This window comes from Variovorax paradoxus (genome assembly GCF_030815975.1).
Lineage (GTDB): Bacteria > Pseudomonadota > Gammaproteobacteria > Burkholderiales > Burkholderiaceae_C > Variovorax > Variovorax paradoxus_N.
Genome location: NZ_JAUSXL010000002.1, coordinates 1,293,503 through 1,319,352, shown reverse-complemented (window position 1 = coordinate 1,319,352; position 25,850 = coordinate 1,293,503). Strand labels below are relative to the sequence as shown.

General features: G+C 69.2%; 26 protein-coding genes. 13 read left to right on the top strand and 13 right to left on the bottom strand.

From position 1 onward, the window contains the following. The first annotated feature begins 36 nt into the window (after positions 1-36). Positions 37-1,206 carry a M20 family metallopeptidase gene (locus QFZ47_RS09905; RefSeq protein ID WP_307655480.1) on the top strand — a complete coding sequence of 390 codons (1,170 nt, stop codon included), beginning with the start codon at positions 37-39 and terminating at the stop codon, positions 1,204-1,206. A 17-nt stretch (positions 1,207-1,223) separates the two neighbouring features. Continuing rightward, the gene (locus tag QFZ47_RS09900; protein ID WP_307655479.1) at positions 1,224-2,222 is read left to right on the top strand and encodes a Bug family tripartite tricarboxylate transporter substrate binding protein; all 999 of its coding nucleotides are present in this window, start codon (positions 1,224-1,226) and stop codon (positions 2,220-2,222) included. Positions 2,223-2,269: 47 nt separating this feature from the next. Here the strand turns inward: QFZ47_RS09900 and QFZ47_RS09895 are convergent, their stop codons facing one another. From QFZ47_RS09895 to QFZ47_RS09885, 3 genes are all read right to left on the bottom strand, one after another. After that, a complete protein-coding gene (locus QFZ47_RS09895; RefSeq protein WP_307655478.1) occupies positions 2,270-3,271 on the bottom strand; it encodes an isopenicillin N synthase family dioxygenase in 1,002 nt (333 codons plus the stop codon). Continuing rightward, complete coding sequence (locus QFZ47_RS09890) at positions 3,268-4,278, bottom strand: ABC transporter substrate-binding protein (protein ID WP_307655477.1); 1,011 nt, start codon at positions 4,276-4,278, stop codon at positions 3,268-3,270. Before QFZ47_RS09890 ends, QFZ47_RS09895 begins: the two co-directional genes overlap by 4 nt. Before the next feature lie 244 nt (positions 4,279-4,522). Further along, complete coding sequence (locus QFZ47_RS09885; protein ID WP_307655476.1) at positions 4,523-5,410, bottom strand: LysR family transcriptional regulator; 888 nt, start codon at positions 5,408-5,410, stop codon at positions 4,523-4,525. A 104-nt stretch (positions 5,411-5,514) separates the two neighbouring features. On the opposite strand from QFZ47_RS09885, the gene QFZ47_RS09880 reads away from it, so the two are divergent. Then, positions 5,515-6,147: an FMN-dependent NADH-azoreductase gene (locus QFZ47_RS09880; RefSeq protein ID WP_307655475.1), complete on the top strand. Its 633-nt coding sequence runs from the start codon at positions 5,515-5,517 to the stop codon at positions 6,145-6,147. A gap of 55 nt (positions 6,148-6,202) precedes the next feature. Continuing rightward, entirely contained in the window at positions 6,203-6,934 is a 732-nt protein-coding gene (locus tag QFZ47_RS09875; protein WP_307655474.1) for a glutathione S-transferase, read from the top strand. Between the two features lie 30 nt (positions 6,935-6,964). On the opposite strand, the gene QFZ47_RS09870 is transcribed toward QFZ47_RS09875, so the two are convergent. Genes QFZ47_RS09870 through QFZ47_RS09855 form a run of 4 tightly spaced genes read right to left on the bottom strand, consistent with a single transcriptional unit; the run spans position 6,965 to position 11,129 of the window. Further along, positions 6,965-7,786 carry an SDR family NAD(P)-dependent oxidoreductase gene (locus QFZ47_RS09870; RefSeq protein WP_307655473.1) on the bottom strand — a complete coding sequence of 274 codons (822 nt, stop codon included), beginning with the start codon at positions 7,784-7,786 and terminating at the stop codon, positions 6,965-6,967. Then, complete coding sequence (locus tag QFZ47_RS09865) at positions 7,783-8,568, bottom strand: citryl-CoA lyase (RefSeq protein ID WP_307655472.1); 786 nt, start codon at positions 8,566-8,568, stop codon at positions 7,783-7,785. The genes QFZ47_RS09870 and QFZ47_RS09865 overlap by 4 nt, the downstream gene beginning before the upstream one ends. Before the next feature lie 17 nt (positions 8,569-8,585). Continuing rightward, positions 8,586-10,100: a class I adenylate-forming enzyme family protein gene (locus QFZ47_RS09860; protein ID WP_307655471.1), complete on the bottom strand. Its 1,515-nt coding sequence runs from the start codon at positions 10,098-10,100 to the stop codon at positions 8,586-8,588. A 36-nt stretch (positions 10,101-10,136) separates the two neighbouring features. After that, positions 10,137-11,129, bottom strand: coding sequence for a tripartite tricarboxylate transporter substrate binding protein (locus QFZ47_RS09855; protein ID WP_307655470.1), 993 nt, complete (start codon positions 11,127-11,129; stop codon positions 10,137-10,139). Between the two features lie 100 nt (positions 11,130-11,229). Here QFZ47_RS09855 and QFZ47_RS09850 point away from each other — a divergent pair, with 100 nt between their 5' ends. Continuing rightward, on the top strand, positions 11,230-12,057 hold the full coding sequence (locus QFZ47_RS09850; RefSeq protein ID WP_307655469.1) for an IclR family transcriptional regulator: 828 nt from the start codon (positions 11,230-11,232) through the stop codon (positions 12,055-12,057). 15 nt (positions 12,058-12,072) lie between these two features. Here QFZ47_RS09850 and rsmI read toward each other — a convergent pair whose 3' ends face one another. After that, the gene (rsmI, locus tag QFZ47_RS09845; RefSeq protein ID WP_307655468.1) at positions 12,073-13,023 is read right to left on the bottom strand and encodes a 16S rRNA (cytidine(1402)-2'-O)-methyltransferase; all 951 of its coding nucleotides are present in this window, start codon (positions 13,021-13,023) and stop codon (positions 12,073-12,075) included. A 48-nt stretch (positions 13,024-13,071) separates the two neighbouring features. Between rsmI and QFZ47_RS09840 the strand changes: the two genes are divergently transcribed. From QFZ47_RS09840 to QFZ47_RS09830, 3 genes are all read left to right on the top strand, one after another. Then, positions 13,072-13,443, top strand: a complete 372-nt coding sequence (locus QFZ47_RS09840; protein WP_307655467.1) for a YraN family protein — start codon at positions 13,072-13,074, stop codon at positions 13,441-13,443. 75 nt (positions 13,444-13,518) lie between these two features. Next, complete coding sequence (locus tag QFZ47_RS09835; RefSeq protein ID WP_307655466.1) at positions 13,519-14,163, top strand: SIS domain-containing protein; 645 nt, start codon at positions 13,519-13,521, stop codon at positions 14,161-14,163. Further along, on the top strand, positions 14,160-14,927 hold the full coding sequence (locus tag QFZ47_RS09830; protein ID WP_307655465.1) for a BON domain-containing protein: 768 nt from the start codon (positions 14,160-14,162) through the stop codon (positions 14,925-14,927). The genes QFZ47_RS09835 and QFZ47_RS09830 overlap by 4 nt, the downstream gene beginning before the upstream one ends. A gap of 40 nt (positions 14,928-14,967) precedes the next feature. Here QFZ47_RS09830 and QFZ47_RS09825 read toward each other — a convergent pair whose 3' ends face one another. The 3 genes from QFZ47_RS09825 to QFZ47_RS09815 are packed head-to-tail and all read right to left on the bottom strand — an operon-like array spanning position 14,968 to position 18,127. Then, positions 14,968-15,876, bottom strand: a complete 909-nt coding sequence (locus tag QFZ47_RS09825) for an NAD(P)-dependent oxidoreductase (protein ID WP_307655464.1) — start codon at positions 15,874-15,876, stop codon at positions 14,968-14,970. 43 nt (positions 15,877-15,919) lie between these two features. Then, positions 15,920-17,056, bottom strand: a complete 1,137-nt coding sequence (locus QFZ47_RS09820) for a PilT/PilU family type 4a pilus ATPase (RefSeq protein WP_307655463.1) — start codon at positions 17,054-17,056, stop codon at positions 15,920-15,922. Positions 17,057-17,083: 27 nt separating this feature from the next. Next, entirely contained in the window at positions 17,084-18,127 is a 1,044-nt protein-coding gene (locus QFZ47_RS09815) for a type IV pilus twitching motility protein PilT (protein WP_307655462.1), read from the bottom strand. A 51-nt stretch (positions 18,128-18,178) separates the two neighbouring features. On the opposite strand from QFZ47_RS09815, the gene QFZ47_RS09810 reads away from it, so the two are divergent. Further along, on the top strand, positions 18,179-18,880 hold the full coding sequence (locus QFZ47_RS09810) for a YggS family pyridoxal phosphate-dependent enzyme (protein WP_307658916.1): 702 nt from the start codon (positions 18,179-18,181) through the stop codon (positions 18,878-18,880). 6 nt (positions 18,881-18,886) lie between these two features. Here QFZ47_RS09810 and QFZ47_RS09805 read toward each other — a convergent pair whose 3' ends face one another. Beyond that, the gene (locus QFZ47_RS09805; RefSeq protein ID WP_307655461.1) at positions 18,887-19,360 is read right to left on the bottom strand and encodes an Lrp/AsnC ligand binding domain-containing protein; all 474 of its coding nucleotides are present in this window, start codon (positions 19,358-19,360) and stop codon (positions 18,887-18,889) included. An 88-nt stretch (positions 19,361-19,448) separates the two neighbouring features. Between QFZ47_RS09805 and QFZ47_RS09800 the strand changes: the two genes are divergently transcribed. Further along, positions 19,449-22,433, top strand: a complete 2,985-nt coding sequence (locus tag QFZ47_RS09800; RefSeq protein WP_307655460.1) for an L-glutamate gamma-semialdehyde dehydrogenase — start codon at positions 19,449-19,451, stop codon at positions 22,431-22,433. 18 nt (positions 22,434-22,451) lie between these two features. Here QFZ47_RS09800 and QFZ47_RS09795 read toward each other — a convergent pair whose 3' ends face one another. Then, entirely contained in the window at positions 22,452-22,907 is a 456-nt protein-coding gene (locus tag QFZ47_RS09795; protein WP_307655459.1) for a hypothetical protein, read from the bottom strand. A gap of 201 nt (positions 22,908-23,108) precedes the next feature. Between QFZ47_RS09795 and QFZ47_RS09790 the strand changes: the two genes are divergently transcribed. The 3 genes from QFZ47_RS09790 to QFZ47_RS09780 all read left to right on the top strand — a co-directional run bounded on the left by QFZ47_RS09790 (position 23,109) and on the right by QFZ47_RS09780 (position 25,842). Further along, a complete protein-coding gene (locus QFZ47_RS09790; RefSeq protein ID WP_307655458.1) occupies positions 23,109-24,380 on the top strand; it encodes a Glu/Leu/Phe/Val family dehydrogenase in 1,272 nt (423 codons plus the stop codon). Between the two features lie 31 nt (positions 24,381-24,411). Further along, on the top strand, positions 24,412-25,065 hold the full coding sequence (locus QFZ47_RS09785) for a nucleoside/nucleotide kinase family protein (RefSeq protein ID WP_307655457.1): 654 nt from the start codon (positions 24,412-24,414) through the stop codon (positions 25,063-25,065). A gap of 84 nt (positions 25,066-25,149) precedes the next feature. After that, a complete protein-coding gene (locus QFZ47_RS09780) occupies positions 25,150-25,842 on the top strand; it encodes a DUF2242 domain-containing protein (RefSeq protein WP_307655456.1) in 693 nt (230 codons plus the stop codon). The last annotated feature ends 8 nt before the right edge of the window (positions 25,843-25,850 follow it).

The following is a 25,850-nucleotide window of genomic DNA, read 5'->3' as shown; positions in this document are numbered from 1 at the left end:
TCGCCCCGCCGCCGCGGGGTTCATCGAAGGACGAAGATGCAGGATACCCTTGAAGAGAGCCGCCCGCAGCTGCGGGCTCGCATCCTGGACTGGCTGGCCGGCCAGGGGCAGGCGATGCAAGATCTGTTGCAGAAAGTGGTCGACATTGACAGCGGCAGCCGCAACGAAGCGGGCGTGACGGCCGTCGCCACGGCACTGCGCGAGCGGCTGGAGGCGGCCGGCGTGGCCGTGCAGTTCGAGCCCGTGCCCGGCTATGGCGTGCTGCTGCATGCGCAGGTGCCCGGGCCCGCCGAGGGCGCGCCCATCCTGCTCATGGGGCACATGGACACCGTGTACCCGGCTGGCACCGCGGCGCGCCGGCCCTTCCGCGTGGAAGAGGGGCGCGCCTACGGTCCGGGCGTGGCCGACATGAAGTCGGGCCTGGTGATGAATGTGTTCGTGGCCGAGGCCTTCGCGCGCTGCGGCGGGCTGAAGGCGCCGCTGCAGCTCTTCTTCTCGTGCGACGAAGAGATCGGCTCGGCCGCCACGCGCGACCGCATCATGGCCACGGCGCGCGGCGCGCGGGCGGTGCTCAACGCCGAACCGGGCCGCGTCAGCGGCAACCTCGTCACCAGCCGCAAGGGCTCGATGGTGGTGGAGTTCGAGGTCGAGGGCGTCGCCGCCCATGCGGGCATCAATCACGCGGCCGGCGCCAGCGCCATCGAGGCGCTGGCCCGCAAGATCCTCGCGCTGCATGCGCTGACCGACCCGGCCACGGGCGTCACCGCCAACGTGGGCGTGGTGCATGGCGGCATCGTGCCCAACATGGTGGCGCCGCATGCCAAGGCCGAGCTGGACATGCGCTTCACCTCGGAAACCGATCCGGACGAGCTGCTCGCGAAGGTGCGCGCCATCGTCGAGGAAGAGTCCGTGCCGCGCACCAAGGGGCGCGTGACCGAATCGCGCCGCACCATGCCCATGAAGCCCACGCCCGACGATCTGCTGGCGCTCTACCAGCGCGGCGCCAGGGCGCTGGGCTTCGAGGTGCAGGGCGAGTTCACCGGCGGCGCGGCCGACAGCGGCCTGACCGCCTCGGTGGGCGCGCCCACGCTGTGCGGTACCGGTCCCGTGGGCGGGCACGCGCACACCGAGCGCGAGTACTGCGAGCTCGCCACCTTCGTGCCACGCGCCCAGGCCGTGGCGCTGGCCATCCTGGACCACCCCTGATTTTCGAGAGCCGATTCATGCATTCCACACAACCCACCCGCCGCCACATCCTCAACGCCGGCCTGGGGCTTGGCCTTGCGGGCCTGGCTCCGCTGGCGGCGCACGCCGACGACAAGTACCCCTCGCGACCCATCACGCTCGTGGTGCCGTTCCCTCCCGGCGGGTCGGTGGACATCATGGCGCGCCAGTATTCGGAGCCGCTGTCTAGCGCGCTGGGCGTGCCCATCGTGGTGGAGAACCGCGCCGGCGCGGGCGGCTCGGTGGCGTCGCAGATGGTGGCGCGCGGCAAGCCCGACGGCTACACGCTGGTGGTGTCGTCGCAGAGCAGCCACCTGGCCAACCCGCTCACGCAGCCCAAGGTGGGCTACGACCCCGTCAAGGACTTCGAGAACATCGCCATCCTGGGCCGCCAGCCCAACGCGCTGGTGGTGCATTCGAGCCTGCCCATCAAGACCTTCAAGGAGTTCATCGACTACGCGAAGAAGAACCCCGGCAAGCTCAACTACGGCAGCGGCGGCGTGGGCAGCATGGGCCAGCTCAACGTGGAGATGCTCAAGGCTGCCACGGGCGTGTTCACCACGCACATTCCCTACCGCGGCGGCTCGCCGCTGATCACGGCGGTGCTGTCCAACGAGGTGCAGTTCATCCTCGACAACCTGGTCATCATGCTGCCGCACATCCAGGCCGGCAAGGTGCGCGCCCTGGCGGTGGCGGCCGACCAGCGCCTGCCGCAACTGCCCGACGTGCCCACCATGGCCGAAGTGGGCTACCCGCAGCTCAACCTCACCTCGTGGACCGGCCTCGCCGCCCCGGGCGGCACGCCGGACGCCATCGTGCAGACGCTGTACAAGGCCGTGCGCCAGGTGGCCACGTCGCCGGCCATGCAGGCCAGCCTCAAGGACCGCGGCGTGATCGCGCCCGAGGAAATGACGCCCGCCGCCTTCGAGAAGATGATGTCCGAGCGCCTCGTGAAGTTTGGCGAGGTGGTGCGCAAGGCGGGGATCACCGCCGAGTAGCAGGCTGCTGTTGCTGCTGCCGCCACAAACGGGGTTCGCGGCGGCAGTCAGCGCGATGATGCCGGGGCCGTCAATTCCATCGACGAGCGCAGCTTGCCGTGGATGTACTCCCCCGCAATCACCGGCTCGAAGCGGGCCGGATGGGCGGCATCGCAACAGGAGGGCAGGCATTCGACGCTCGTGCTTTCTTCAGGACCGGTGAACGCCACCATCGACAGGCGCTGCGTGGAGCCGGTCAGGTCGCGCGGCGGGTTGCTGACGCGGTGCAGTGTCGACCGCCACCGGCCGTTGGTCCAGCGCTGCATGAGGTCGCCGACGTTGATCACGAAGCTGTCCGCAATCACCGGCACGTCGTGCCAGCGGCCCTGAAGATCGCAGACCTCCAGCCCGCCCGGCGCATTGTCCTGGCGCAGGATGGTGAGGCCGCCGTAGTCGTGGTGCGCGCCGTAGCGCAGCTGGCCCGGCCGCGGCTCGACCGGCTGGTCCGGATAATTGACGAAGCGCAGCGTGAGCGAGGGCTCGCCAAAGCAGGCATCGAACCAGTCTTCGGGCAGGTCGAGCGCCAGCGCCGACATGCGCATGAGCCGGCCGCACAGGCCATGGATGGCGTCGAACCAGGCATTGATGTTCTGGTCGAACCCCGGCGGCTCGCTGGGCCACAGATTGCGCTGGCCCCGGCCATCGCGTTCGCGCTGCAGCGACGCGAAGACGAGCGCCTCGCAAAGGTCCGGCGGCGTCTCGCCATGCAGGGTGGCCGCCACGCTCTCGATGCCCATCGGCAGGTAGCCGCGGCCCTTGACCTTCTCGGGGGGCATCAGTTGCGACTTGTGGTCGAGCGGCAAGGCGAAGAATGCCTTGGCCTGCGCGTAGACATCGTCCGCCAGGCGCGCGGAGACGCCATGGTTGACGATGGCCGCAAAGCCGGTCTCCTCGAAGGCCCTGCCAAACTGCCGGGCGATGTCGAGCCGCGCGGCGGCATCCCCGCTCATGAACGGCGCCATGTCGATCAGCGGCACCGACGCGGTGCCGTGGCTGGCTTGCTGCGTCATTGCCAGGCCGCCTTGGCGCTGCTGAACCGAAGCGTGTAGGCGGCCTTGTAGTCCAGCGTCGCAGGGTAGATGCCGGCCGCCGACATGGTGTCGAAGAAGCGCTTCCAGCGTGCGTCCGACATGGCGCCGGCACCGGCCTGCAGCGCATCGCCATGCTTCACCATGGCCAGCTCCTTCATCTGCTTCATCTTGAAGTGGAAGAGCGCGACGTCGTGCTTCGGGTCCGCGGCAACCACGGCGTTCAGCGCGGGTGCGTAGTCGCCATCGATGCATTGCTGCCACCCGGCCCGGGTCGCCTCGACGAATGCGGCAACCGCCTTTTCGTTGGCGGCAATGTAGCGGTCCATCGCGAAGATCGTCGATGCGTAGTTCTCGTAGCCGTAATCGGCCAGCAGGATCGAGACCGGCGGCTTCGGCAGCGCCTTGCCAAGCAGCTGGGCGTCTTCCGTGATGTAGCCCTGCTGAACCGCCTTGGCATCGGCCAGGAAGGGCGCCGGTGAATACGCGTAGGGGCGCAGCTGGCTGTCGCTGAAACCGTGCTTCTGCTTGAGGAAAGCCCAGAACTCCGCCTGCGAGAACTTGGCGACCATGATCGGCCGGCCCTTCAGGTCGGCCAGCGTCTTCACGCCTTGGTCCGCATGCGCGACCAGCGTCTGCGGATCCTTCTGCAGGAAGGCGGCAATGGTGCGCGCGGGAATGCCGCGCGCCGCCATGTTGAGCGTGGTGAAGCTCGAACCCATGCCAAGGTCCAGCTCGCCCGCGGCCACCAGCAGCGGCACGTTCCGGTCGGGGCTGCCGCCGATCAGTTCCACCTCCAGGCCGGCCTTCTTGTACAGCCCGGCGGCCTGCGCCTGGAACCAGCCGCAATGCTCGGCCTGCGGGTACCAGTTCAAGCCGAACCGGAGCTTGTCGGCGCCATGCGCGGGTGCAGCGATGGCCGCGATCAGCGACAAGGGGAAGGTCCAGCGCCGCAGCAGCGTGGAGCGGCCAGTATTGAAGAATTTCATGCGTTCGTCCCTGTGGATGCGTTGCCTTGGAAGAAATATCCAGGCGCTGCATCGCCACCATGCGAAGCCGTCCGCTGAAAGCACCGGCAGATGCCGGCGGAGCGGATGAAACGCACGAAGCAAAACGAGGCTTGCCTGGATGTCATCCGGAGCAATGTCCCGCAGATGGTGCATCTGCTGACCGCTTCTACTCCGCGTTGATGTGGCGAGCAGAATCTGTGCCAGCGAGTGGCCTGCCGATGAGTCAGGGCCGGGGCGGCAGCGCATGCGCCCCGCGCCATCGAAAGCAGGCCTCGCGCACCTCGTCGACCAGCGCTGCCAGCGGCTCCGGCGCCGTGCTCCCTTCGGCCTGCTGGATCACGAAGCGGGCGGGCGGCAGCGGCGGCAGGAAGCTGCCCGGCGCAATGGAGCGCAGCAAGGGCGGCATGCCGGAAGGCGTCAGCACGGTAATGGCCAGGCCGGCGGCCGCGGCGGCCGCCAGGGCGCCAGAACTCTGCGCGGTCAGCACGATCTGCCAGTTCGTCGTTCCGTGGCCGGCCAGCGAGGCGAGCGCGGCTTCGCGGAACGGGCAGGGCTCCGACAGAAACGCGAGCGGGGCGGGGGCATCGGGGTCGAGCAGCGCCCTTTCCGAAAAGGCCCACACCAGCGGTTCCATCCAGAGCGTTTCGGTGTCGCTGCCGGCGTCGCAGACCGTGCCGACCATCAGGTCCAGCGAGCGCTGCCGCACCTGCCTGGCAAGCACCGTGCTGATGCCGCAGGTGATTTCCACATGCACGTCGGGCCTGCGCTGGCGAAAGCCCGCGAGCGCGGCGAACAGCCATTCGCTGGAAAACCCCTCCGAGCATCCGAGGCGCAGCGTCGCCGGCGCATGGCGGGGCGCCGCAAGCCTGGAGACCGCCTGCTGCTGCAGGTTGAGGATGCTCCGGGCATAGCTCAGCAGCACGCTGCCCTGGGCCGTGAGCTGCAGCGACCGGGTGGTGCGGTCGAAGACGCGGCAGCCCAGCTGCTCTTCCAGCCGCCGGATCTGCGCGCTCACGGCCGATTGCGTCAGGTGCATGGCTTCGGCCGCCCGGGTCACGCTGCCGTGGTCGGCCACCGAGACGAAGGCGCGCAGCTGTTGGGAGTCGAGCATCGGTTTCAGTGAGATTGGTTCTGAATGGCTGCAAATTATGTTGCTTGTGTGCAGGGTTCGTGCTGCCTAGCCTTGGCCTTCTGAACCACTCACCCCTGCACGCCATGAAAGAACTCCTGTACATCGAGACCTCGCCAAGGACCACGCGCTCCGCCAGCATCGAAGTGGCCGGCGCCTTCATCGACGAAGTCAAGCGCGTCCACCCGGCATGCCATGTCACCACGCTGAACCCCTGGACGATGGCGCTCCCGGAGCTGTCGCAGGACATGCTCGACGCCAAGTACGCCGGCATCAACGGCGTGCCGCTCACCGCCGCCCAGCAAACGGCCTGGGACGAGGTGCGGCGCATTGCCGCGCCTTTCCACGCGGCGGATCACATCGTGCTGGCGATGCCGCTGTGGAACTTTGGTATTCCCTACAAGCTGAAGCACCTGATCGACGTGGTGTCGCACAAGGACGTGCTGTTCCGCTTCGACGCCTCGGGCCTGTCGGGCATGCTGCAGACGCGGTGCGCGACCGTGGTGTGCGCGAGGGGCCTGGACTACCCGCTGGGAAAGGACGGCTCAGCGCACGCGCTCGACTTTCAGCTGCCCTACATCGAGACCTGGCTGCGCTTCATCGGCGTGCGCGAGGTGCGCTCCGTGGTGGTCGAGAAGACGCTGATGGGGCCGGACGTCGATGCCGGTGCAAGGGCTGAGGCCAGGCGCCGCGCAGTGGAGCTTGCCGAGGGGCTCTGAGGGCCCTAAGAGCGGGGCGGTTGCAGGGGCATGCGGAGCCTGACACCATGGCTGCATGACCACCTATCAACTCCACTACTGGCCCACCATCCAGGGCCGCGGGGAATTCGTGCGGCTCGCGCTCGAGGCGGCCGGTGCGGACTATGTCGACGTGGCGCGGCTGCCTGAATCGAAGGGCGGCGGCGAGTCCGCACTGGGCGACCGGCTCGACGACCCCGAGATCGTCCGCCCGTCCTTCGCACCGCCGTTCCTGATCGACGGCGACATTGTCGTGGGACAAACCGCGGCCATCCTGCTGTACCTCGGGCCGCGGCTGGGCCTCGCGGGCGTCGGCGAATCCGACGGCCTCTGGACGCACCAGCTGCAGCTCACCATTGCCGACGTGGTGGCGGAGGCGCACGACACGCACCATCCGATCTCCACCGGTGCCTACTACGAGGACCAGCGCGATGCCGCCGTGCAGCGCGCGCGGGCTTTCCGCGAAGAGCGGATTCCCAAGTTCCTGAACTGGTTCGAGCGCGTGCTGCAGCGCAATCCCGCGGGGCCGTCGCACCTCGTGGGCGATGTGCTGACCTACGCCGACCTGTCGCTGTTCCAGCTGGTCGAAGGCCTGCGCTACGCGTTCCCGAAGGCCGCGGCCCGCGCGCTGGCCGACACGCCGGCGGTCGAGAAACTGCACGACAACGTCCGCCGCCGCCAGCGCGTGCACGACTACCTGCAAAGCCCGCGCCGCATCGCGTTCAACGAGGACGGGATCTTCAGGCGCTATGCCGAGCTGGATGGCTGAGGCCTGCGCATCGGCAGGCATGCCATCGGGCTACACGAACTTGCCGGTGATGCCTCCATCCACGAGCAGCTCGGTGCCGGTCACATAGGCCGCCGCATCCGACGCCAGGAACGCGCAGGCATGGGCCACGTCCCAGGCCGTGCCCATGCGGCCCATGGGCACCTGCCGGGCGCGGGCAGCCTTGGCCTCGTCCAGGCTGGTGTCCGAGAACACCTTTGCCACCGTGTTGGCGATGCGCGGCGTGTCGATCAGCCCCGGCACGACGGTGTTGGCGCGCACGCCCTGGGCTGCATATTGCTGCGCCACCATGCGCGTGAACTGCGTGACCGCGGCCTTGGTCACGCCGTAAGCCAAGTGCGGATAGCCCAGGTAGCGCATGCCTGCAATCGACGAGATGGCGACGATGGCGCCGCGCCCGCGCTCGACCATGCCGGGCAGCACCTGCCGGGTGGACAGGAGCAGGCTGCGCACGTTCACTGCGTGGATGCGGTCGAAGTCCTCGGCGCTGGTCTCCATGGGGCCGCCGGTCTTGCCGATACCCACGTTGTGGTGCAGCACGTCGACCGTGCCGAAGCGCTCGCGTGCTTCGCCAAAGAGCCGGGCCACGTCGGCCTCGTCCGCCGCATCGCCGATGAAGGTCTCGGCGGTGCCGCCTTCGGCGCGGATCAGCGCGGTGGTTTCCTCGGCGGAGGCGGCGTCGCGGTCTGCCACGCACACACGAGCGCCGAGCCGGGCATAGGTGACGCTCGACGCCCGCCCGATGCTCCAGCCCGGTCCCGCCGAGCCCGCGCCCAGCACGAAGACGACACGCCCCGACAGGTCCAGTGGCAGCGCAGGAGGAGTGAGGCTCATGAGTCGCCCTTCCCGCTCGCTCCCACGAACGGAATCGCATGCTCGACGGTGTCCCAGATGAAGCGCCCCGATGGGCTTTGCTGCTCCTCGACGATGTGCGCCACCAGCCCCGCGGCGCGCGAGATCACGGCGAAGCCGCGCATCACGCCTGTGGGCACGCCGATCTCGCCGAGCAGCGCGGCCACCGCACCGGTCGCGTTGATGGTGATGGGGCGTCCGGCCACGGCGTCCACCGCGGCGGACAGGCGCTCCAGCGCCCGTACCTTGTCGCCGGCCAGTTCGGGCTCGGCGCGCGCCATGTCGAGCAGCTTGTAGGCGCGCGGGTCCACCGGCTTGTGCAGGTGGTGGCCGAAGCCCGGCACCGGGCTCTTGAGACCTTTGTAGTGGCGCGCGATCTCCATCGCTTCGGCATCGGGGTCGGCGGCCGCGCCGATGCGGTCGAGCAGGCCGGAGCAGTTCTCCATGGTGCCCACGAACGAACTGCCCACGGCCAGCAGCCCGGCCGAGACGGCGCCCTGCAGGTTCTCGGGCGCACTCATGTAGATCAGGCGCGTGGCAATGGCGCTGGGCGTAAGGCCGTGCTCCATCAGCACCACCAGCACCGCGTCGGTGATGCGCAGGTCCACGCCGCGCGGCGTGCGGTTCAGGATCTGCATCAGCATCACCTCGGTGAAGGTCTTCTTGCCGAGCAGGTCTTCGACCAGGTCGGCATCGCGGTAGTGCAGGCTGGTGAGCGTGTGGGTGCACAGGCGGGTGACGGGAGTTTCGGAGGTGGAAGTCATGGCGTGGTCTCTTTCATTCAGGAAGTGGCGGCGGTGCCCATGGCGAGTTCGCGCACGGCGCTCTTGAGCACCTTGCCCACGGGCGAACGCGGCAGGGCCTCGTGAAAATGGATGTGCTTGGGCGTCTGCACGGGGCCCAGGCGCTCGCGCACGAAGGCGATCAGCTCGACCTCGGTGGCATGGCGTCCGGGGCGCAGCTGCACGGCGGCCTGCACCGCCTCGCCCCACTTGTCGTCGGGAATGCCGAACACCGCGCACTCGTGCACGGCCGGGTGCTGGCCCAGCGCGTTCTCCACGTCCACCGGGTACACGTTGAAGCCGCCCGTGATGACCATGTCCTTCAGGCGGTCCTTCAGGTAGAGATAGCCGCGCTCGTCGATCAGGCCCCGGTCGCCGGTGTGCAGCCAGCCGTCCACCAGCGTCTCGGCGGTTTTTTCGGGCAGGCGCCAGTAGCCGGTCATCAGCAGGTCGCCGCGCGCCACCACTTCGCCGACCTCGCCGGCGGGCAGCAGCCGGCCGTCCGGCGCCATGATGGCCACGTCGCTGAACCAGGCGGTGCGGCCCACGGCGGCCCAGTTGCGCTCATCCTCGAAGTCCTCGGGAAGCATCACGGTGAGGATCTGGGGCGCCTCGGTCTGGCCGTATGTGGTGCCCAGCACCGGGCCGAAGAACGCGCGCACCTCGCGGATCTTTTCGGAGGGCATCGGCGCGCCGCCATAGATCAGCCGGCGCAGGCGCGGGAAGTCGGCGCGCGACGCGCCCGGCAGCGCCATCAGCATGTAGACCAGCGTCGGCGGCATGAAGCACGCCGTGCCGCCGCGCTCGCGGAAGGCCGTGCGCACGGCCTCGGCGCCGGCTGCGGGCAGCACCACGTGGCAGCCGCCTTGCGCGAGGATGGGCAGCACGTAGGTCGAGGTGCCGTGCGTGATCGGCGCCGCCACGACGTAGCGCTCGTGCTCGTCGAAGCCCCAGGCGTGGATCTGGTTGGCGATGTTGGCGAGCCATGCGCGGTACGGCTGCATCACGCCCTTGGGCGCGCCGGTGGTGCCGCCGGTGAACTTGATCGCCTGCGTGGCGTCCAGCGGCAGCGCGAACGAAGGGCGTGGCGCGCCGGCATGCCGGGCCACCAGGGCCGCGATGGTGGTTTCATCCCGCGGCGCCGTGCCGGTGTGGATGCGCGTGCCGGGCGCGCCGTCGAGCAGCCCGGCGCAGGCACCGTCGAGCACGAGGATCGAAGGCTCGGTGGCATCGACGATGCGGCGGATCTCCGGCCGCGTGCTCTGCGGATTCAGCGGCACCCAGACCTTGCCGCAGGCCAGCACCGCGAGCAGCGCAGCGATGTGCTCCGCGCTGTTCTTCGCGCAGATGGTCACGCGGCTTTGCGGTGCGGGGTCGAGGGCGACGAGCGCGGCCGCCAGCGCCGCCACCTGGGCGGCGAGCGCCTCGTAGCGGAGGGTGCCTTCGGGGGCGTCGATGGCAATGTTGTCGGGCCAGCGCGCCGCGGCGCGCCAGAAGAAGTCGATGGGAAACATGGGTCGGTGTGCTCCTGTGCGGATCTCTTGTCGTCGTTACTCGGCCTTGGCGCCGGACTCCTTCACCACTTCGCGCCAGCGCTTGATCTCGGCCGCGGCAAAGCTGCGCATCTGCTCGGGCGTGCCGGGTTCGGGGGTGGCGGCCAGGTCCTGCAGGCGCTGGCGCACCTCGGGCGCGGCCAGCACCTTGCCGAGCGCGGCATTCAGGCGGTCGATCACGGGGCGCGGCGTGCCGGCGGGGGCGGCCAGGCCGAACCACGACTGCACGTCGAAGCCCGGATAGCCCGACTCGGCCAGCGTGGGCACGTCGGGCAGCAGCGGCGAACGCCGGGCGCTGGTGATCGCGAGGGCGCGCAGGCGCCCGCCCTGCACGTGCGGCAGGGCCGACGGCGTGTTGTCGAACATCGACTGCACCTGGCCGCCCAAGAGGTCGGTGACCGCTGGCGCGCTGCCGCGGTAGGGCACGTGCAGCATGTTGAGCTTGGCCTGCATCTTGAACATCTCGCCCGACAGGTGGATGGACGAGCCGCTGCCGGACGAGGCAAAGGTGATGCCTTCCTTGGACTCCTTGGCGAAGCGCACGTAGTCGGCCACGCTCTTCACGGGCAGCGACGGATTCACCACGAGGATGTTGGGAATCTTCGCGATCAGGCCGATGGGCTCGAAGTCCTTGACCGGGTCGTAGCCCAGCTTGCCGTAGAGCGAGGCGTTGATGGTGTTCGCGATGGTGTAGACGTAGAGCATGTAGCCGTCGGCGGGCGCGCGGGCCACGTACTCGGCGCCCACGTTGCTGTTGGCGCCCGTGCGGTTGTCCACCAGCAAGGGCTGGCCGAGCTGCTCGCCCAGCCTGACGGCGACGAGGCGCGCGATCACGTCCGTGGCGCCGCCGGCGGCGTAGCCGACCACGAGCTTCACGGGCTTGGACGGCCATGGGGCGGCGGGCTGCGCCTGCAGGGGCAGCGCGGCGCAGCAGGCGAGGGCGGCGGCGAACGCCAGCCCATGCCGGCGGGGTGCGGAATACGAAGTCACTTCTTGTCTCCAGTTGGGTATGCAATGCCTGTCGCGGGCCGCGTCTTGCCGTGCTGCGGCACACTGCGCGATGGCTCCGTCGACCGAGAAATTCTTTCGTATGCCCTCCCGAACCGCGAACAAGAACGTCCGCCAGCCGGACGTTTCAGCCCGTGCCGCGGCAGGCGCCGAGCCCGGCGAAGACGCCGGCAGCCGCACGCTGCGGCGCGGCCTGCAGTTGCTGGACGCCGTGCTGGCCAGTGGCCGCGAAGGCCTGCGCGTGGTGGACCTGTGCCGCGCGGCGGGGCTGGAGCGCGCCACGGTCCACCGCCTGCTGGCCACGCTGGTGGAGAGCGGCTATGCCGCCCAGCGCGGGCGCTTTCGCTATGTGGCGGGGCCGCGGCTGGCGGCCATGGCGCAGCCCGCCGGCATGCCCAACATGGCGATGCGCCTGCGTCCGGTGCTGGAACGCGTGAGCGCAGCCTGCGGCGATGCGGCTTTCGCGATCGTGCGCGAAGGCCCGGCATCGCACTGCATCGCGCGCCATGTGGGCACGCATCCGGTACAGATCCTGGTGATCCAGGTGGGCACGCGCCAGCCGCTGGGCGTGGGCGCGGCGGGCCTGGCGCTGCTGTCGGCGTTGCCGGACGACGAGATGGCGTCCGCCATCGCTGCCAATGCCCCCGTCCTCGGGCGCTACGGCGGCATGACGCCCGAGCGCATGGCGCTCCTGGTGCGCGCGACGCGCGAGCGTGGCTGGTCGGTCATCGGCAACCATGCCACCGATGGGGTGCTGGCCGTGGGCATGGCGGTGCGCAGCAGCGAAGGCGAGCCCGTGGCCGCCGTCAGCGTGGCGTCGACGCTGGACCGCATGCCGCGCGAGCGCCAGCAGCTGATCGCGCGCTGGATGCGCGAGGCGCTGGCCGCGCTGCTGCCGGGCGGGCTGTAAGCCTGCAGGGTGCGGCTACGCGCCGCCCTCGTCCTCGTCGTCATTGCGAATGCGCAGCGCCGTTTCATACAGCGCATTGCGCGGCGCGCCGCTGATCTCGGCCGCGAGCCGCACCGCGGTCTTCACGGGCAGCTCGGCCAGCAGCAGGCGCAGCACGCGTTCGCCTTCGGCGCTGCCGTCGTCGGCGGCCGCGGCCACGGGGTGCAGCACCAGTGCGAATTCGCCGCGCGTGCGGTCGCGGCCGGCTGCGAACCAGCCCGGCAGCTCGGCGGCGGCGAGGGTCGCGATTTCCTCGAATTGCTTGGTGAGTTCGCGGCCGACGGTGATGCGGCGCTCGCCCAGCGCCGCGAGGGCGCGCGCCACGGCCTCGATGCGGTGCGGCGCTTCCAGCAGCACCACCGCGCGCCGCTCCTGCGCCAGCGCCTTCACGGCCGCGTCGCGCTCGCCGGCCTTGGTCGGCAGGAAACCCGCGAACACGAAGGCGCTGCTCTCGTCGCCCGCCGCCACGAGGCCGGCGGCGCCGACCAGCGTGGTGACGCTGCTCGCGCCCGGCAGCGGCAGCACGCGCTGGCCGGCACCGCGCACCGCCGCGACCAGCCGCGCGCCCGGGTCGCTCACGCCCGGCGTGCCGGCGTCGCTCACGTAAGCAATGCGCTCGCCCAGCGCGAGCCGCGCGACCACGGCCTGGGCAGCCTCGGCCTCGTTGTGCTGGTGCACGGCCAGCAGCTGGGCATTCGGCCGGTCGATGCCGTAGGCGCGCAGCAGGCTCTGCGTGTGGCGCGTGTCCTCGCAGGCGATGGCGTCCACCAGCTGCAGCACATGCAGCGCGCGCAGCGTGATGTCGGCCAGGTTGCCGATGGGCGTGGCCACCACGTACAGCGTGCCCTGCGGATAATGCTGTGCACCCGAGGCATCGCGCGCGGCCGCAAGGGCGGCGCCGAAGGAAGCGGGTACTAGTGAAGCCAAGGGGTTTCTCCGTAGGAACAAAAAAGAAAGCCGGCAGGGAGGGCAAGCATGAAGACCATCACGACCAAGCATCGTGGCGACGCGGCGGAAGACGCCGCGCTCGACCACCTTCAATGCGCGGGCCTGGCGCTGGTTGCGCGCAATTATCGAACGCCCGGGCGCGGCGGCGGCGAGATCGACCTGATCATGCGCGATCCGCGCGACGCCACGCTGGTGTTCGTGGAGGTGCGCCAGCGCAGCACCGGCACGCACGGCGGTGCCGGCGGCAGCATCACGGGCGTCAAGCAGCGGCGCATCGTCTTTGCCGCGCGCCACTACCTGAACGGTCTGCGCACGCTGCCGCCGTGCCGCTTCGACGTGGTGCTGGTCGAGGAGCGCATCACCTGGCTGCAGGGGGCGTTCGACGCGGGCGGGAACTGACAGCGCGCCGCAGGCTCCACCCCCACACATATCGCAAACGTCTTGTTTCATCGCCCCCCGGTATCATCGCGCCCCATGCTCGAGCAACGGATTCAGCAACACTTCATCGATAGCGCCGACCTCAAGTACCAGGCCGGCCCAGTCCTCAGCAAACCCATTTCGCAGGCAATGCAGGCCATCCTGGCGTGCGTGACCAGCGGCGGCAAGGTGCTGGCCTGCGGTGCGGGCGTCTCGGGCCTGCTGGCGGCGCAGTTCGCGGCGCATTTCGTCGGCCGCTTCGAGCGCGAGCGCCCCGAGCTCGGCGCCATCGCGCTGCCCGGCGACAGCACCGACCCCACGGCCGACAGCGCCAACGCCATCGACGCCGACCGCTTTGCCCGCCAGGTGCGCGCACTCGGCCAGGCCGGCGACGTGCTGCTTGCGCTCAGCGCCAGCGGTCAGTCGGCGGCCGTGCTGGCGGCGGTCATGGCCGCGCACGAGCGCGACATGACGGTGGTCGCGCTGCTGGGCAACGCCAGCGCCGGCCAGCCGGCATCGCCCGCCGCGGGCAGCAGCGGAACCGGTGGCGCCATCGGCCGCGCGCTGCGCGAAACGGACGTCCAGATCGGCGTGTCGCACGAACGTGCGGCGCGTATCCACGAAGTCCACCTGCTCGCACTGCACTGCCTGTGCGACGGCGTGGATGCCCAGCTACTCGGAGAACAGGAAGCTTCCACATGACAACGACACCGTTCCAACGCCTCGCCATTGCTCTTGCCGCGGGGACCGTGCTGGTTGCCGGGCTGTCGGCCTGCGTGCCGCTCGTGGTCGGAGGGGCCGCAGCGGTGGGCATGGGCATGGTGGCGACCGATCGCCGCAGCTCCGGCGCCCAGCTCGACGACCAGGGCATCGAGCTGCGCGCGGCCGCCCGTGTGCGCGAAATCGCCAACGACAACATGTACGTGAGCGTCACCAGCTTCAACCGCCAGGTGCTGCTGACGGGCGCCGTGGGCAGCGAGGCCGACCGCCGCCGCGTCGAGGACGTGGTGCAGCGCGTGGACAACGTGCGCTCGGTGGTCAACGAGGTCACCGTCGGCCAGTCCAGCACTTTCCAGGAACGCTCGAACGACGTGTTCATCAGCGGCAAGGTCAAGGCCTCGCTGCTCGACGCCAAGGACATCTTCGCCAATTCGTTCAAGGTGGTGACCGAGCGCGGCGTGGTCTACCTGATGGGCATCGCGACGCGCCGCGAAACCGACCGCGCGACCGAAATCGCACGCGGCATTTCGGGCGTGCAGAAGGTGGTGCGCGTGGTCGAGGTGGTGAGCGAGGCCGAACTGGCCAGCCAGGCGCAGCGGGGCGGCACGGGGGCATCCACACCCGCTCCTGCACCCGCGCCGTCGTCGGCACCCGGGACTTCTTCTTCGTCGCGCGTGCCGCTGCCGCCGATGGAGCCGCTGCCGCCGGCGCAACCCGGCACCCCGACGACCTCGCCGGTGCGCTGATCCAGCAAAAAAACAAGGCCCGTTTGCACGGGCCTTGTTTTTACTTGAGCCGGATGATCAGGCTCGACGTATCCCAGCGCTTGCCGCCGGCCTGCTGTACGTCGGCATAGAACTGGTCGACCAGCGCCGTGACGGGCACGCGCGCGCCGTTGCGCTTGGCCTCGTCGAGCACCAGGCCCAGGTCCTTGCGCATCCAGTCGACGGCAAAGCCGTAGTCGAACTTGCCCTCGATCATGGTCTTGCCGCGGTTGTCCATCTGCCAGCTCTGGGCGGCGCCCTTGCCGATCACATCGAGCACCAGCTTCATGTCGAGGCCGGCGCGCTGGCCGAAGGCAATGGCTTCGGAGAGGCCCTGCACCAGGCCCGCGATGGCGATCTGGTTCACCATTTTGGCCAGCTGGCCGGCGCCGCTCGCGCCCAGCAGCGTGACGGCGCGCGCGAAGGCGGTCATCACCGGCTTGACGCGTTCGAAGCTCGCCTTGTCGCCGCCGCACATCACGGTGAGCGCGCCGTTCTGCGCGCCGGCCTGGCCGCCGGACACGGGCGCGTCGATGAACTGCAGTCCGGCCGACGCCGCCGCATTCGCCAGTTCGCGTGCCACGTCGGCCGAAGCGGTGGTGTGGTCGACGAGCACGCTGCCCTTCTTCATGCCCGCGAAGGCGCCGTTCGGGCCCAGCACCACGGCGCGCAGGTCGTCGTCATTGCCCACGCAGCTGAAGACGATGTCGGCGCCCGCGACCGCTTCGCGCGGGGTGGCGGCATGGCGGCCGGGCGCGCCGAATTCGGCGACCCAGGCCTCGGCCTTGGCCGGTGTGCGGTTGTAGACCGTGACCTTGTGGCCGGCCTTGGCCAGGTGCCCGGCCATCGGGCCGCCCATGACGCCAAGGCCCAGGAAGGCCACCGTCTGGGAGGGGGTGGATTCGTAGGTTCGGGGGTTGATGCTGCTCATGGGCGAGAGCTTAAAGCCAACCCGATGCCCGCGTCATCCGCGTCTATACGATCGCGAAATGCTCCGTGCCGGCCGACAAGTCGGTGCTGCGCGCACGCTGGCTGTTGAGCTTGATCTGCAAGCGCAGGTCATTGGCCGAGTCGGCGTTGCGGATCGCGTCCTCGAAGGTGATCGAGTGGCTCTCGAACAGGTCGAACAGCGCCTGGTCGAAGGTCTGCATGCCGAGGTTGCGGCTCTTCTTCATGATCTCCTTGATCTCGCCCACTTCGCCCTTGAAGATCAGGTCGGAGATCAGCGGCGTGTTCAGCAGCACTTCCACTGCCGCCACGCGGCCCTGGCCGTCCTCGGTGGGCACCAGGCGCTGCGAGATCAGCGAGCGCAGGTTCAGCGACAGGTCCATCAGCAGCTGGGCGCGGCGCTCTTCGGGGAAGAAGTTGATGATCCGGTCCAGCGCCTGGTTGGCGCTGTTGGCGTGCAGCGTGGCCATGCACAGGTGGCCGGTTTCCGCGAAAGCCACCGCGTGCTCCATGGTCTCGCGGTCGCGGATTTCGCCCATCAGGATCACGTCGGGCGCCTGGCGCAGCGTGTTCTTGAGCGCGGCTTCCCAGCTGTCGGTGTCGATGCCCACTTCGCGCTGCGTCACCACGCAGTTCTTGTGCGGATGCACGAACTCGACCGGGTCTTCCACCGTCACGATATGGCCGTAGGAGTTCTCGTTGCGCCAGTCGACCATCGCCGCCAGCGTGGTCGACTTGCCCGAGCCCGTGGCGCCCACCAGGATGGTGAGGCCGCGCTTGGTCATGGACACGTCCTTCAGCACCTGCGGCATGCCCAGGCCGTCGATGGTCGGCAGCTTGGCCGGGATGGTCCGCAGCACCATGCCGACCTTGCCCTGCTGCACGAACGCGTTCACGCGGAAGCGGCCGATGCCGGTGGGCGAAATCGCGAAGTTGCATTCCTTGGTGCGCTCGAACTCGGCCGTCTGGCGGTCGTTCATGACCGAGCGCGTGAGCGCCAGCGTGTGCTGCGCGCCCAATGCCTGCTGCGACACCTTGGTGACCTTGCCGTCGACCTTGATCGCGGGCGGGAAGTCGGCGGTGATGAACAAGTCGCTGCCGTTGCGGCTCACCATGAGCTTGAGCAGGTCGTTGATGAATTGGCTGGCTTGATCGCGTTCCATGATGTCGGTGCTCCGAAGGGCTGTGGATCAGCCTGGGAAATTCTCGGGGATCTTGGCCTTGCCGCGCGCTTCCGCCGCCGAAATGGCATTGCGGCGCACGAGCTCGGTCAGGTTCTGGTCCAGCGTCTGCATGCCCGCACCCTGGCCGGTCTGGATGGCCGAATACATCTGCGCCACCTTGGCCTCGCGGATCAGGTTGCGGATGGCCGGCGTGCCCAGCATGATCTCGTGCGCCGCCACGCGGCCCTGGCCGTCCTTGGTCTTGCACAGCGTCTGCGAGATCACGGCCTGCAGCGATTCGGACAGCATGGCGCGGATCATTTCCTTTTCCTCGCCCGGGAACACGTCGATGATCCGGTCGATGGTCTTGGCGGCCGACGAGGTGTGCAGCGTGCCGAACACCAGGTGGCCCGTTTCGGCCGCGGTCATGGCCAGGCGAATGGTTTCCAGGTCGCGCAGCTCGCCCACCAGGATGGCGTCCGGGTCTTCGCGCAGCGCCGAGCGCAGGGCGTTGGAGAACGAGAGCGTCATCGGACCGACCTCGCGCTGGTTGATCAGGCACTTCTTGGATTCGTGCACGAACTCGATCGGGTCTTCCACCGTGAGGATGTGGCCGTACTCGTTTTCGTTCAGGTAATTGACCATCGCGGCCAGCGTGGTCGACTTGCCCGAGCCGGTGGGCCCCGTCACCAGCACCAGCCCGCGCGGCTTGAGCGCCAGTTCCGCGAAAATCTTCGGCGCGTTGAGCTGCTCCAGCGAGAGGATCTTCGAGGGAATGGTCCGGAACACCGCCGCCGCGCCGCGCGCCTGGTTGAAGGCATTCACGCGGAAGCGCGCCAAGCCGTCGATCTCGAACGAGAAGTCGACCTCCAGGAACTCTTCATAGTGCTTGCGGTGCGTGTCGCTCATGATGTCGTACACCATGGCGTGCACCGACTTGTGGTCGAGCGCATCGACGTTGATGCGCCGCACGTCGCCGTGGACGCGGATCATCGGCGGCAGGCCGGCCGACAAGTGCAGGTCGGAGGCTTTGTTCTTGACGCTGAATGCCAGCAGTTGGGTAATGTCCACGGGGGTCCTCGGCTCGAGTTCGGTGACGTTTTGATACGATTTTGGAAGATTATGACGATGATTGGCGACGACCTCCAGCAAGTAAAGAACCGGATCGCATTGGCCTGCGCTGAACACGGGCGCAACCCGGCCGAAGTCCGGCTGCTGGCGGTGTCCAAGACCTTTGGGCCCGAGGCCGTGCGCGAGGCCCATGCGGCAGGGCAGCGGGCCTTCGGTGAGAACTATGTGCAGGAGGCGCTGGACAAGATCGCGGCGCTTGCGGATCTGCGCGCGGAACTCGAATGGCACTGCATCGGCCCTCTGCAGAGCAACAAGACGCGGCCCGTGGCCGAGCAGTTCGACTGGGTGCACGGCATCGACCGGCTCAAGATTGCCGAGCGTCTTTCGGCGCAGCGGCCGCCGCATCTGCCCCCGCTTCAGGTGTGCCTGCAGGTCAATGTGGACGGCGGCGCCAACAAGTCCGGCGTGCCGCCGGACGAGGCATTGCCGCTCGCGCGCGCTGTGGCGGCGTTGCCACATTTGCGGCTGCGCGGGCTCATGGCCATTCCGGAACCGGCGCCGGATTTCGCCGCGCAGCGCGAACTGTGCCTGCGTGCCCGCGCCGTGTACGACGCCATTCGCGCCGCCGGCATCGACATCGACACGCTCTCGCTGGGCATGAGCGCTGATCTGGAAGCAGCCATCAGCGCCGGCAGCACGATGGTGCGCATCGGCACAGCCATCTTCGGTGGCCGGCTCCGCAAACCCGCCTGACCGGCGCTAAACGGCCAGCGGCAGCCGGGCGCTGCTCTTGATTTCTTCCATCACCGCGTAGGTGCGGGTTTCGCGCACGCCGGGCAGTTGCCACAGCACCGTGCCCGCGAAGTCGCGATAGGCCGTCATGTCGGCCATGCGGGTCTTGAGCAGGTAGTCGAAGCCGCCCGCGACCATGTGGCATTCCATGATTTCGTCGCGCACCTGCACGGCCGCCTTGAACTGGTCGAACACGTTGGGTGTGGTGCGGTCGAGCAGGATCTCGACGAACACCGTGAGGCCGCGACCGAGCTTGTGCGGATCGAGCCGCGCCTCGTAGCCCTGGATGAAACCGTCGCGCGTGAGCCGCTGCACCCGCGCCAGCACCGCGGTGGGCGAGAGCGCCACCATCTCGGCCAGCTTGAGGTTGGTGATGCGGCCATCTTCCTGAAGAATCTTCAGCAGCCGGAGGTCGATGCGATCCAGGTCCAGGTCAGACATTGGTGAATTATCCGGCTGAGCCCATATTTTTTGGCAAAAGATTCAGCCTATATCCAAAGACCATAGGGGATAGAACCAAGGAACTGCCATGCACCTGCCCAACCCGTACCGCCCTGAAGCGGATGTCGTCTCGCACCGCCTCGCCTCGCTCGAAGGCGCGCTCGACTGGAGCGCCGCGGCCGCCGCCGCCACGCCCTGGGTGGAGGCGGTGCGCCGCCATCCGCCGCCGTTCTGGGCCATGGAAAGCCTGCTGCGCGAATACCCCATTTCGAGCGCCGAGGGCCTGGCGCTGATGCGCCTGGCCGAGGCGCTGCTTCGCGTGCCCGATGCCGCCACCGCCATCGCGCTCACCGCCGACCAGCTCGGCCGCGCCGATTTCGAGGGCACGGCCGATTCCACGCTGTCGCGGCTGTCTTCCGCCGCGATCGCGATGTCGAAGAAGTTCCTGCCCGAAGGCGACCATCCGCCCGGCCTCATGGCCAAGCTCGGCGCGCGCACGGTGGTGGCCGCGACGCTGCGCGCGGTGCAACTGCTCGGGCGCCAGTTCGTGCTGGGACAGACCATCGCCGAAGCCATGGACGAGGCCCGCTCGGCGCATCGCAGGCAGGACGCCCTGCGGTTCAGCTACGACATGCTCGGCGAAGGCGCGCGCACCGACGCCGATGCGCTGCGCTATCTCGACAGCTACACGCATGCCATCGGCGCCATCGCGGCCGGCGCCGATGCGGCGCGTGCGCCCGAGCACAACGACGGCATCTCCATCAAGCTCAGCGCGCTGCATCCGCGCTACGAGGACGCGCAGCGCGAGCGCGTGATGCGCGAACTGGTGCCGCGCGTGTGGCAGCTCTGCGAACTCGCGGCCGATGCCAACCTCAACCTCACCATCGATGCGGAAGAGGTCGACCGGCTCGAACTCTCCCTCGACGTGTTCGAGGCGCTGGCCGCGCGCGTGGCCGCCGAACGGCCGCAGTGGCGCGGCTTCGGCCTGGCGCTGCAGGCCTACCAGACGCGGGCGCTGGAACTCATCGCGCATGTCACGGCGGTGGCGCGCCGGCACCAGCTGCGGCTGATGTGCCGCCTCGTGAAGGGCGCCTACTGGGACGCCGAGATCAAGCGCGCCCAGGAGCTCGGCCTGCCGCACTACCCGGTCTTCACGCACAAGCACCACAGCGACGTCAGCTACCTGGCCTGCGCGCGCGCGCTGTTGTCGGCGCCCGATGCGGTCTATCCGCAGTTCGCCACCCACAACGCGGGCACCATCGCGGCCATCCTGCAGATGGCCGAAGCGGCCCGGGCGCCCTTCGAGCTGCAGCGCCTGCATGGCATGGGCGAGGGCGTTTACCGCGAAGTCATGAAGAGCACCACCGCGCCGGTGCGCGTGTATGCCCCGGTGGGCCAGCACAAGGACCTGCTCGCCTACCTCGTGCGGCGCCTCTTGGAAAACGGTGCCAATTCGTCGTTCGTGAACCAGCTGGGCGACGAGCACGTCGACATCGGCGAACTGCTCATGTCGCCGCTCTGGCTCGAGGAGGCGAACCCCGCCCTGCCGCTGCCGCCCGCGCTCTACGGCCCGGCGCCGGCGCGGCGCAACAGCGAAGGCGTCGACCTGGCCGTCGAGCCGATGCGTGCGCCGCTGCTCGCGGCCCTTGCGACCACCGCGGTGCCCGCTGTCGAAGTGTTCGATGCCGCGAGCGCGCCCAAGGCCGTTGCCGCCAGCGCCGCCGCTTTCCGCAGCTGGCGCAAGACGCCGGTCGAGGCGCGCGCCGCCATGCTGCGCCAGGCCGCTGACGCGCTGCAACGCGAGCTGCCGCGCTTCTGCGCGCTGCTGGTCAAGGAGGCCTTCAAGACCTGGGGCGACGCGGTGGCCGAAGTGCGCGAGGCCGTCGACTTCCTGCGCTACTACGCCGACGAGGCCGAACGCATCATGCAGCCCGTGGCGCTGCCCGGTCCCACGGGCGAGAGCAACGAACTGCGGCTCACGGCGCGCGGGCCCTGGGTGTGCATCAGCCCGTGGAATTTTCCGCTCGCGATCTTCATGGGGCAGGTGGCGGCCGCGCTGGCCACCGGCAACACGGTGCTGGCCAAGCCGGCCGAGCAGACGCCGGCCGTCGCGCTCGAAGCCGTGAAGCTGCTGCACGCCGCGGGCGTGCCGGCCGACGCGCTGCAGTTGCTGCACGGCCCGGGCGAAACGGTGGGTGCCGCGCTGGTGGCCGCGCCAGGCGTGGCGGGCGTGGTGTTCACCGGCTCGACCCAGGTGGCGCGCATCATCCACCGCGCGCTCGCGGCCAAGGAGGGCCCGATCGTGCCGCTGATCGCCGAGACCGGCGGCATCAACGCGATGCTGGTCGATTCGAGCGCGCTGCCCGAGCAGGTGGTCGACGCCGTGGTGCAGAGCGCGTTTCGCTCGGCCGGCCAGCGCTGCTCGGCGCTGCGGCTTTTGGTGCTGCACGAGGGCATCGCCGACGCGGTGATCGAGATGATCCGCGGCGCGGCCGCAGAGCTGGCCGCGGGCGACCCGGCGATGCTGTCGACCGACGTGGGACCGGTCATCGACGCCGAGGCGGCCGACAACATCCGGCGCCATCTGAAGCGCCTGGATTCGGAAGCAAAGCGCCTGCTCGCGCCGGCTTCTTCTTCTTCTTCCTCTTCAACCGAAGGCAACCGGATCGCGCCACAGGCCTACGAGGTGCCCTCCATCGACAGCGTGACCAGCGAGATCTTCGGGCCCGTGCTGCAGATCGCGCGCTGGGGCCAGGGCGCGCTGAGCGACCCGGCGGAGGTGATCGAACGCATCAATGCACTCGGCTACGGCCTCACGCTCGGCCTCCAGACCCGCATCGATTCGCGCGCCCAGGCGCTTGCCACGCGCGCGCATGTGGGCAACATCTACGTGAACCGCAACATCATCGGCGCGGTGGTCGGCGTGCAGCCCTTCGGCGGCGAGGGCCTGAGCGGCACCGGGCCCAAGGCCGGCGGGCCGCACTACCTGTACCGCTTCTGTGCCGAGCAGACGGTCACGGTCAACACCACGGCGGCCGGCGGCAATGCGGCGCTGCTGAGCGCGATTGCATAAGGCTGCGGCCGTCCATCTTCAACGCAAGGGATTGCCGTCTGCGCGCGCCGACGATTGCCGGCTGTTGAACTCGTCGATCAGCGCGCCGTAGGCCGGGCTCGTGCGCAGCCGCGCGTATTCGGCGGCGGCCTGCCGGTAGGCGGGGCTCGACGGATCGGCGCCTGCTTCGCCATTCTGCCGCGCGGCCAGGCCGGAGCGCATCCACAGCTGCGTGTCCGCGGCCACCGCCGCGCGGCTGTTCGCCGACACGCGCGGCTCGGGCTGCGGCGAGCCCTCGGCATAGCCCGGCGCCGACGCGGTCGCGAGCCACTGCCGCGCCTCGGCCGAGACGGCGGCACGCGTGGTGGACGAGCTGAACGGCACGGGCCGCGGGTCGCCCTCCGCATAGTTGCCGGCATGGCTCGGCGCGGCGGCCAGGCCCAGCAGCGACGAGACGGCGGCCGTGGCGAGCAGGCGGGTGCAAGAGCGGGTCATGGAATCGGTCCTTTCGATCGGTGGTTGGTAGCCTCCACTCTAGAAACCGCAGCTCGGGTGCCGATGACCCGGCGATGACCGTTTTGTCATGTCCGGCCAAACCTCTCTTGCATAACCGCCATCGCGGCGCGCATAAGCCATGGCGCGGCGGGCGCGAGAGGTCTATCGTTGCGGGCATCCATTCAAACCAAGGGATCTCCCATGAGTGAAAAGCTCTCCTTCGTCAATCCGACCGCCGACAGCCCCTGGGGCACCTACCTCTCGCAGGTCGACCGCGTGGTGCCCTATCTCGGCCCGCTGGCCCGCTGGGTGGAAACGCTCAAGCGCCCCAAGCGCGCGCTGATCGTCGACGTGCCGATCGAGATGGACGACGGCACCATCGCCCACTTCGAGGGCTACCGCGTGCAGCACAACATGAGCCGCGGCCCGGGCAAGGGCGGCGTGCGCTTCCACCCTGACGTCACGCTGGAAGAAGTGATGGCGCTGTCGGCCTGGATGACCATCAAGACGGCCGCCGTCAACCTGCCGTACGGCGGCGCCAAGGGCGGCATCCGCGTCGACCCCAAGAAACTGTCGCTGCAGGAGCTGGAGAAGGTCACGCGCCGCTACACCAGCGAGATCGGCATCATCATCGGCCCGCACACCGACATTCCCGCGCCCGACGTGAACACCAACGCGCAGATCATGGCGTGGATGATGGACACCTACTCGATGAACACCGGCGGCACCGCCACCGGCGTGGTCACCGGCAAGCCGCTGCACCTGGGCGGCTCGCTGGGCCGCGTCAAGGCCACGGGCCGCGGCGTGTTCGTCACGGGCCGCGAAGCGGCGCGCCGGCTGAGCCTCGATCTGCACGGCGCGCGCATCGCGGTGCAGGGCTTCGGCAACGTGGGTTCGGTCGCGGCCGAGCTCTTTGCCGAGGCGGGCGCCAAGATCGTCGCGGTGCAGGACCACACCGGCACCATCGTCAATTCCAACGGCCTCGACCTCGCGACGCTGATTCCGGTGGCCAACAAGGAGGGCGTGATCGCCTTCAAGGGCGGCGACGTGGTGCCCAACGAAGACTTCTGGGAGGTGGCCTGCGACATCCTGATTCCCGCGGCGCTCGAAGGCCAGATCACCGCCGAGCGTGCACAGAAGACGAGTGCCAAGCTGGTGCTCGAAGGCGCCAACGGCCCCACAGTGCCCACGGCCGACGACATCCTGGCCGAGCGCGGCGTGCTGGTGGTGCCCGACGTGATCTGCAATGCCGGCGGCGTGACGGTCTCGTACTTCGAATGGGTGCAGGACTTCTCGTCTTTCTTCTGGGACGAGGACGAGATCAACGTGCGCCTCGACCGCATCATGATGAAGGCGCTCAACCAGATCTGGGATACGGCCGACAGGCACAAGATCTCGCTGCGCACGGCGACATACGCCGTTGCTTGCGAACGTATCCTGATGGCCCGCCAGGAACGCGGTTTGTACCCCTGATCCACTGAAGCCAAGGTTGTACGCTCGGGGGATGAGTACCTCTCCCGAGCAACAACTTCCCGCCATTCCTGAAGACGCCCTCGCCCGCCTGCAGACGCTCATGGCCGATGGGCGGCGCAAGCTGCTGGGGCTGGTCGGCGCACCGGGCGCGGGCAAGTCCACGCTCGCGCTGGCGCTGCTGCGGGCCGCTGGTGCCGGGCGCGCGCAGGTCGTACCGATGGACGGTTTCCACCTGGCCAACGTCGAGCTGCAGCGGCTCGGCCGCGCCGGCCGCAAGGGCGCGCCCGACACCTTCGACAGCGCCGGCTATGTGGCGCTGCTGCAGCGGCTGCGCACGCAGGGGCCGGACGACCCGATCGTCTACGCACCCGAATTCCGCCGCGAGATCGAGGAGCCGATCGCCGGCGCCATCGCGGTGCTGCCTTCGACGCAACTGGTCATCACCGAGGGCAACTACCTGCTGCACGACGATGGCCCCTGGGCCGGCGCGGCGGCCATGCTCGACGAGGTCTGGTACGTCGACATCGACGATGCCGTGCGCGAGGAGCGCCTGCGGAAGCGCCACCAGCAGTTCGGCCGCAGCGCCGAGGCCGCGCGCGACTGGGTGGCCGGCACCGATGCGCCCAACGCACGCCTGATTGCCGCCACGCGCGAGCGCGCGCACCACCTGCTGCGCTGGTCCTGAAAATTTGCGGCGCGAGGGGAACGCCGGCGCCGGGCCATGCTCGAAGCTTCGCCGGCGGGCACGCCGGTTAGGATTCGCCGCTCCATGACCCTGCCTCCCTTTTCCACTCCTGCCTCTTCCGTCCTTCGCACGCCCGTTCTGGTTCTCGGCCTCGCGTCCATGCTGGTGCTCGCCAGCTGCGGCAGCAGCAGCACGCGCCGCGTGTCGTACGAGACCGAGGAGTTCGATTCCACCACCACCCACACGCGCACCTACTCCGCCACGGAAGCCCAGACCTGCGAAGCCGCGCGCCGCGCGCTGCTGAGCCAGGGCTACATGATCAGCGCGGCCAACACCGACCTGGTGACCGGGCGCAAGAGCTTCCAGCCGGCGTCCGAGGTGCATGTGGAGGTCGAGTTCCGCGTGGTGTGTGCGCGCGAAGGCGGCGGCAAGGCCGGCAAGCGCAGCACCGTGGCCTTCGCGACCGCGCTGCAGGACCGCTACGGCATCAAGAAGGTCAACAACTCGGCCAGCGTGGGCGTGGGCGCCTTCGGCTCGCTCTCGCTGCCCTTTGCCGGCAGCGACGACGCGATGGTCAAGGTGGCCAGCGAAACGCTCACCGACGAGCTGTTCTACGACCGCTTCTTCGCGTTGCTCGATCGCTTTCTCGAAGGCCAGGGCGGCGAAGAGCCCGAGGTGCCGAGCGTGGCGCCTGAGATGCCACGACCCTCTGCGCCGCCGGCGCCCGCGGCGCCAGCCCTCACCTTTCCCGTGAAGCCGGTGCCGAACCCGGGTTGAGCGCGCGC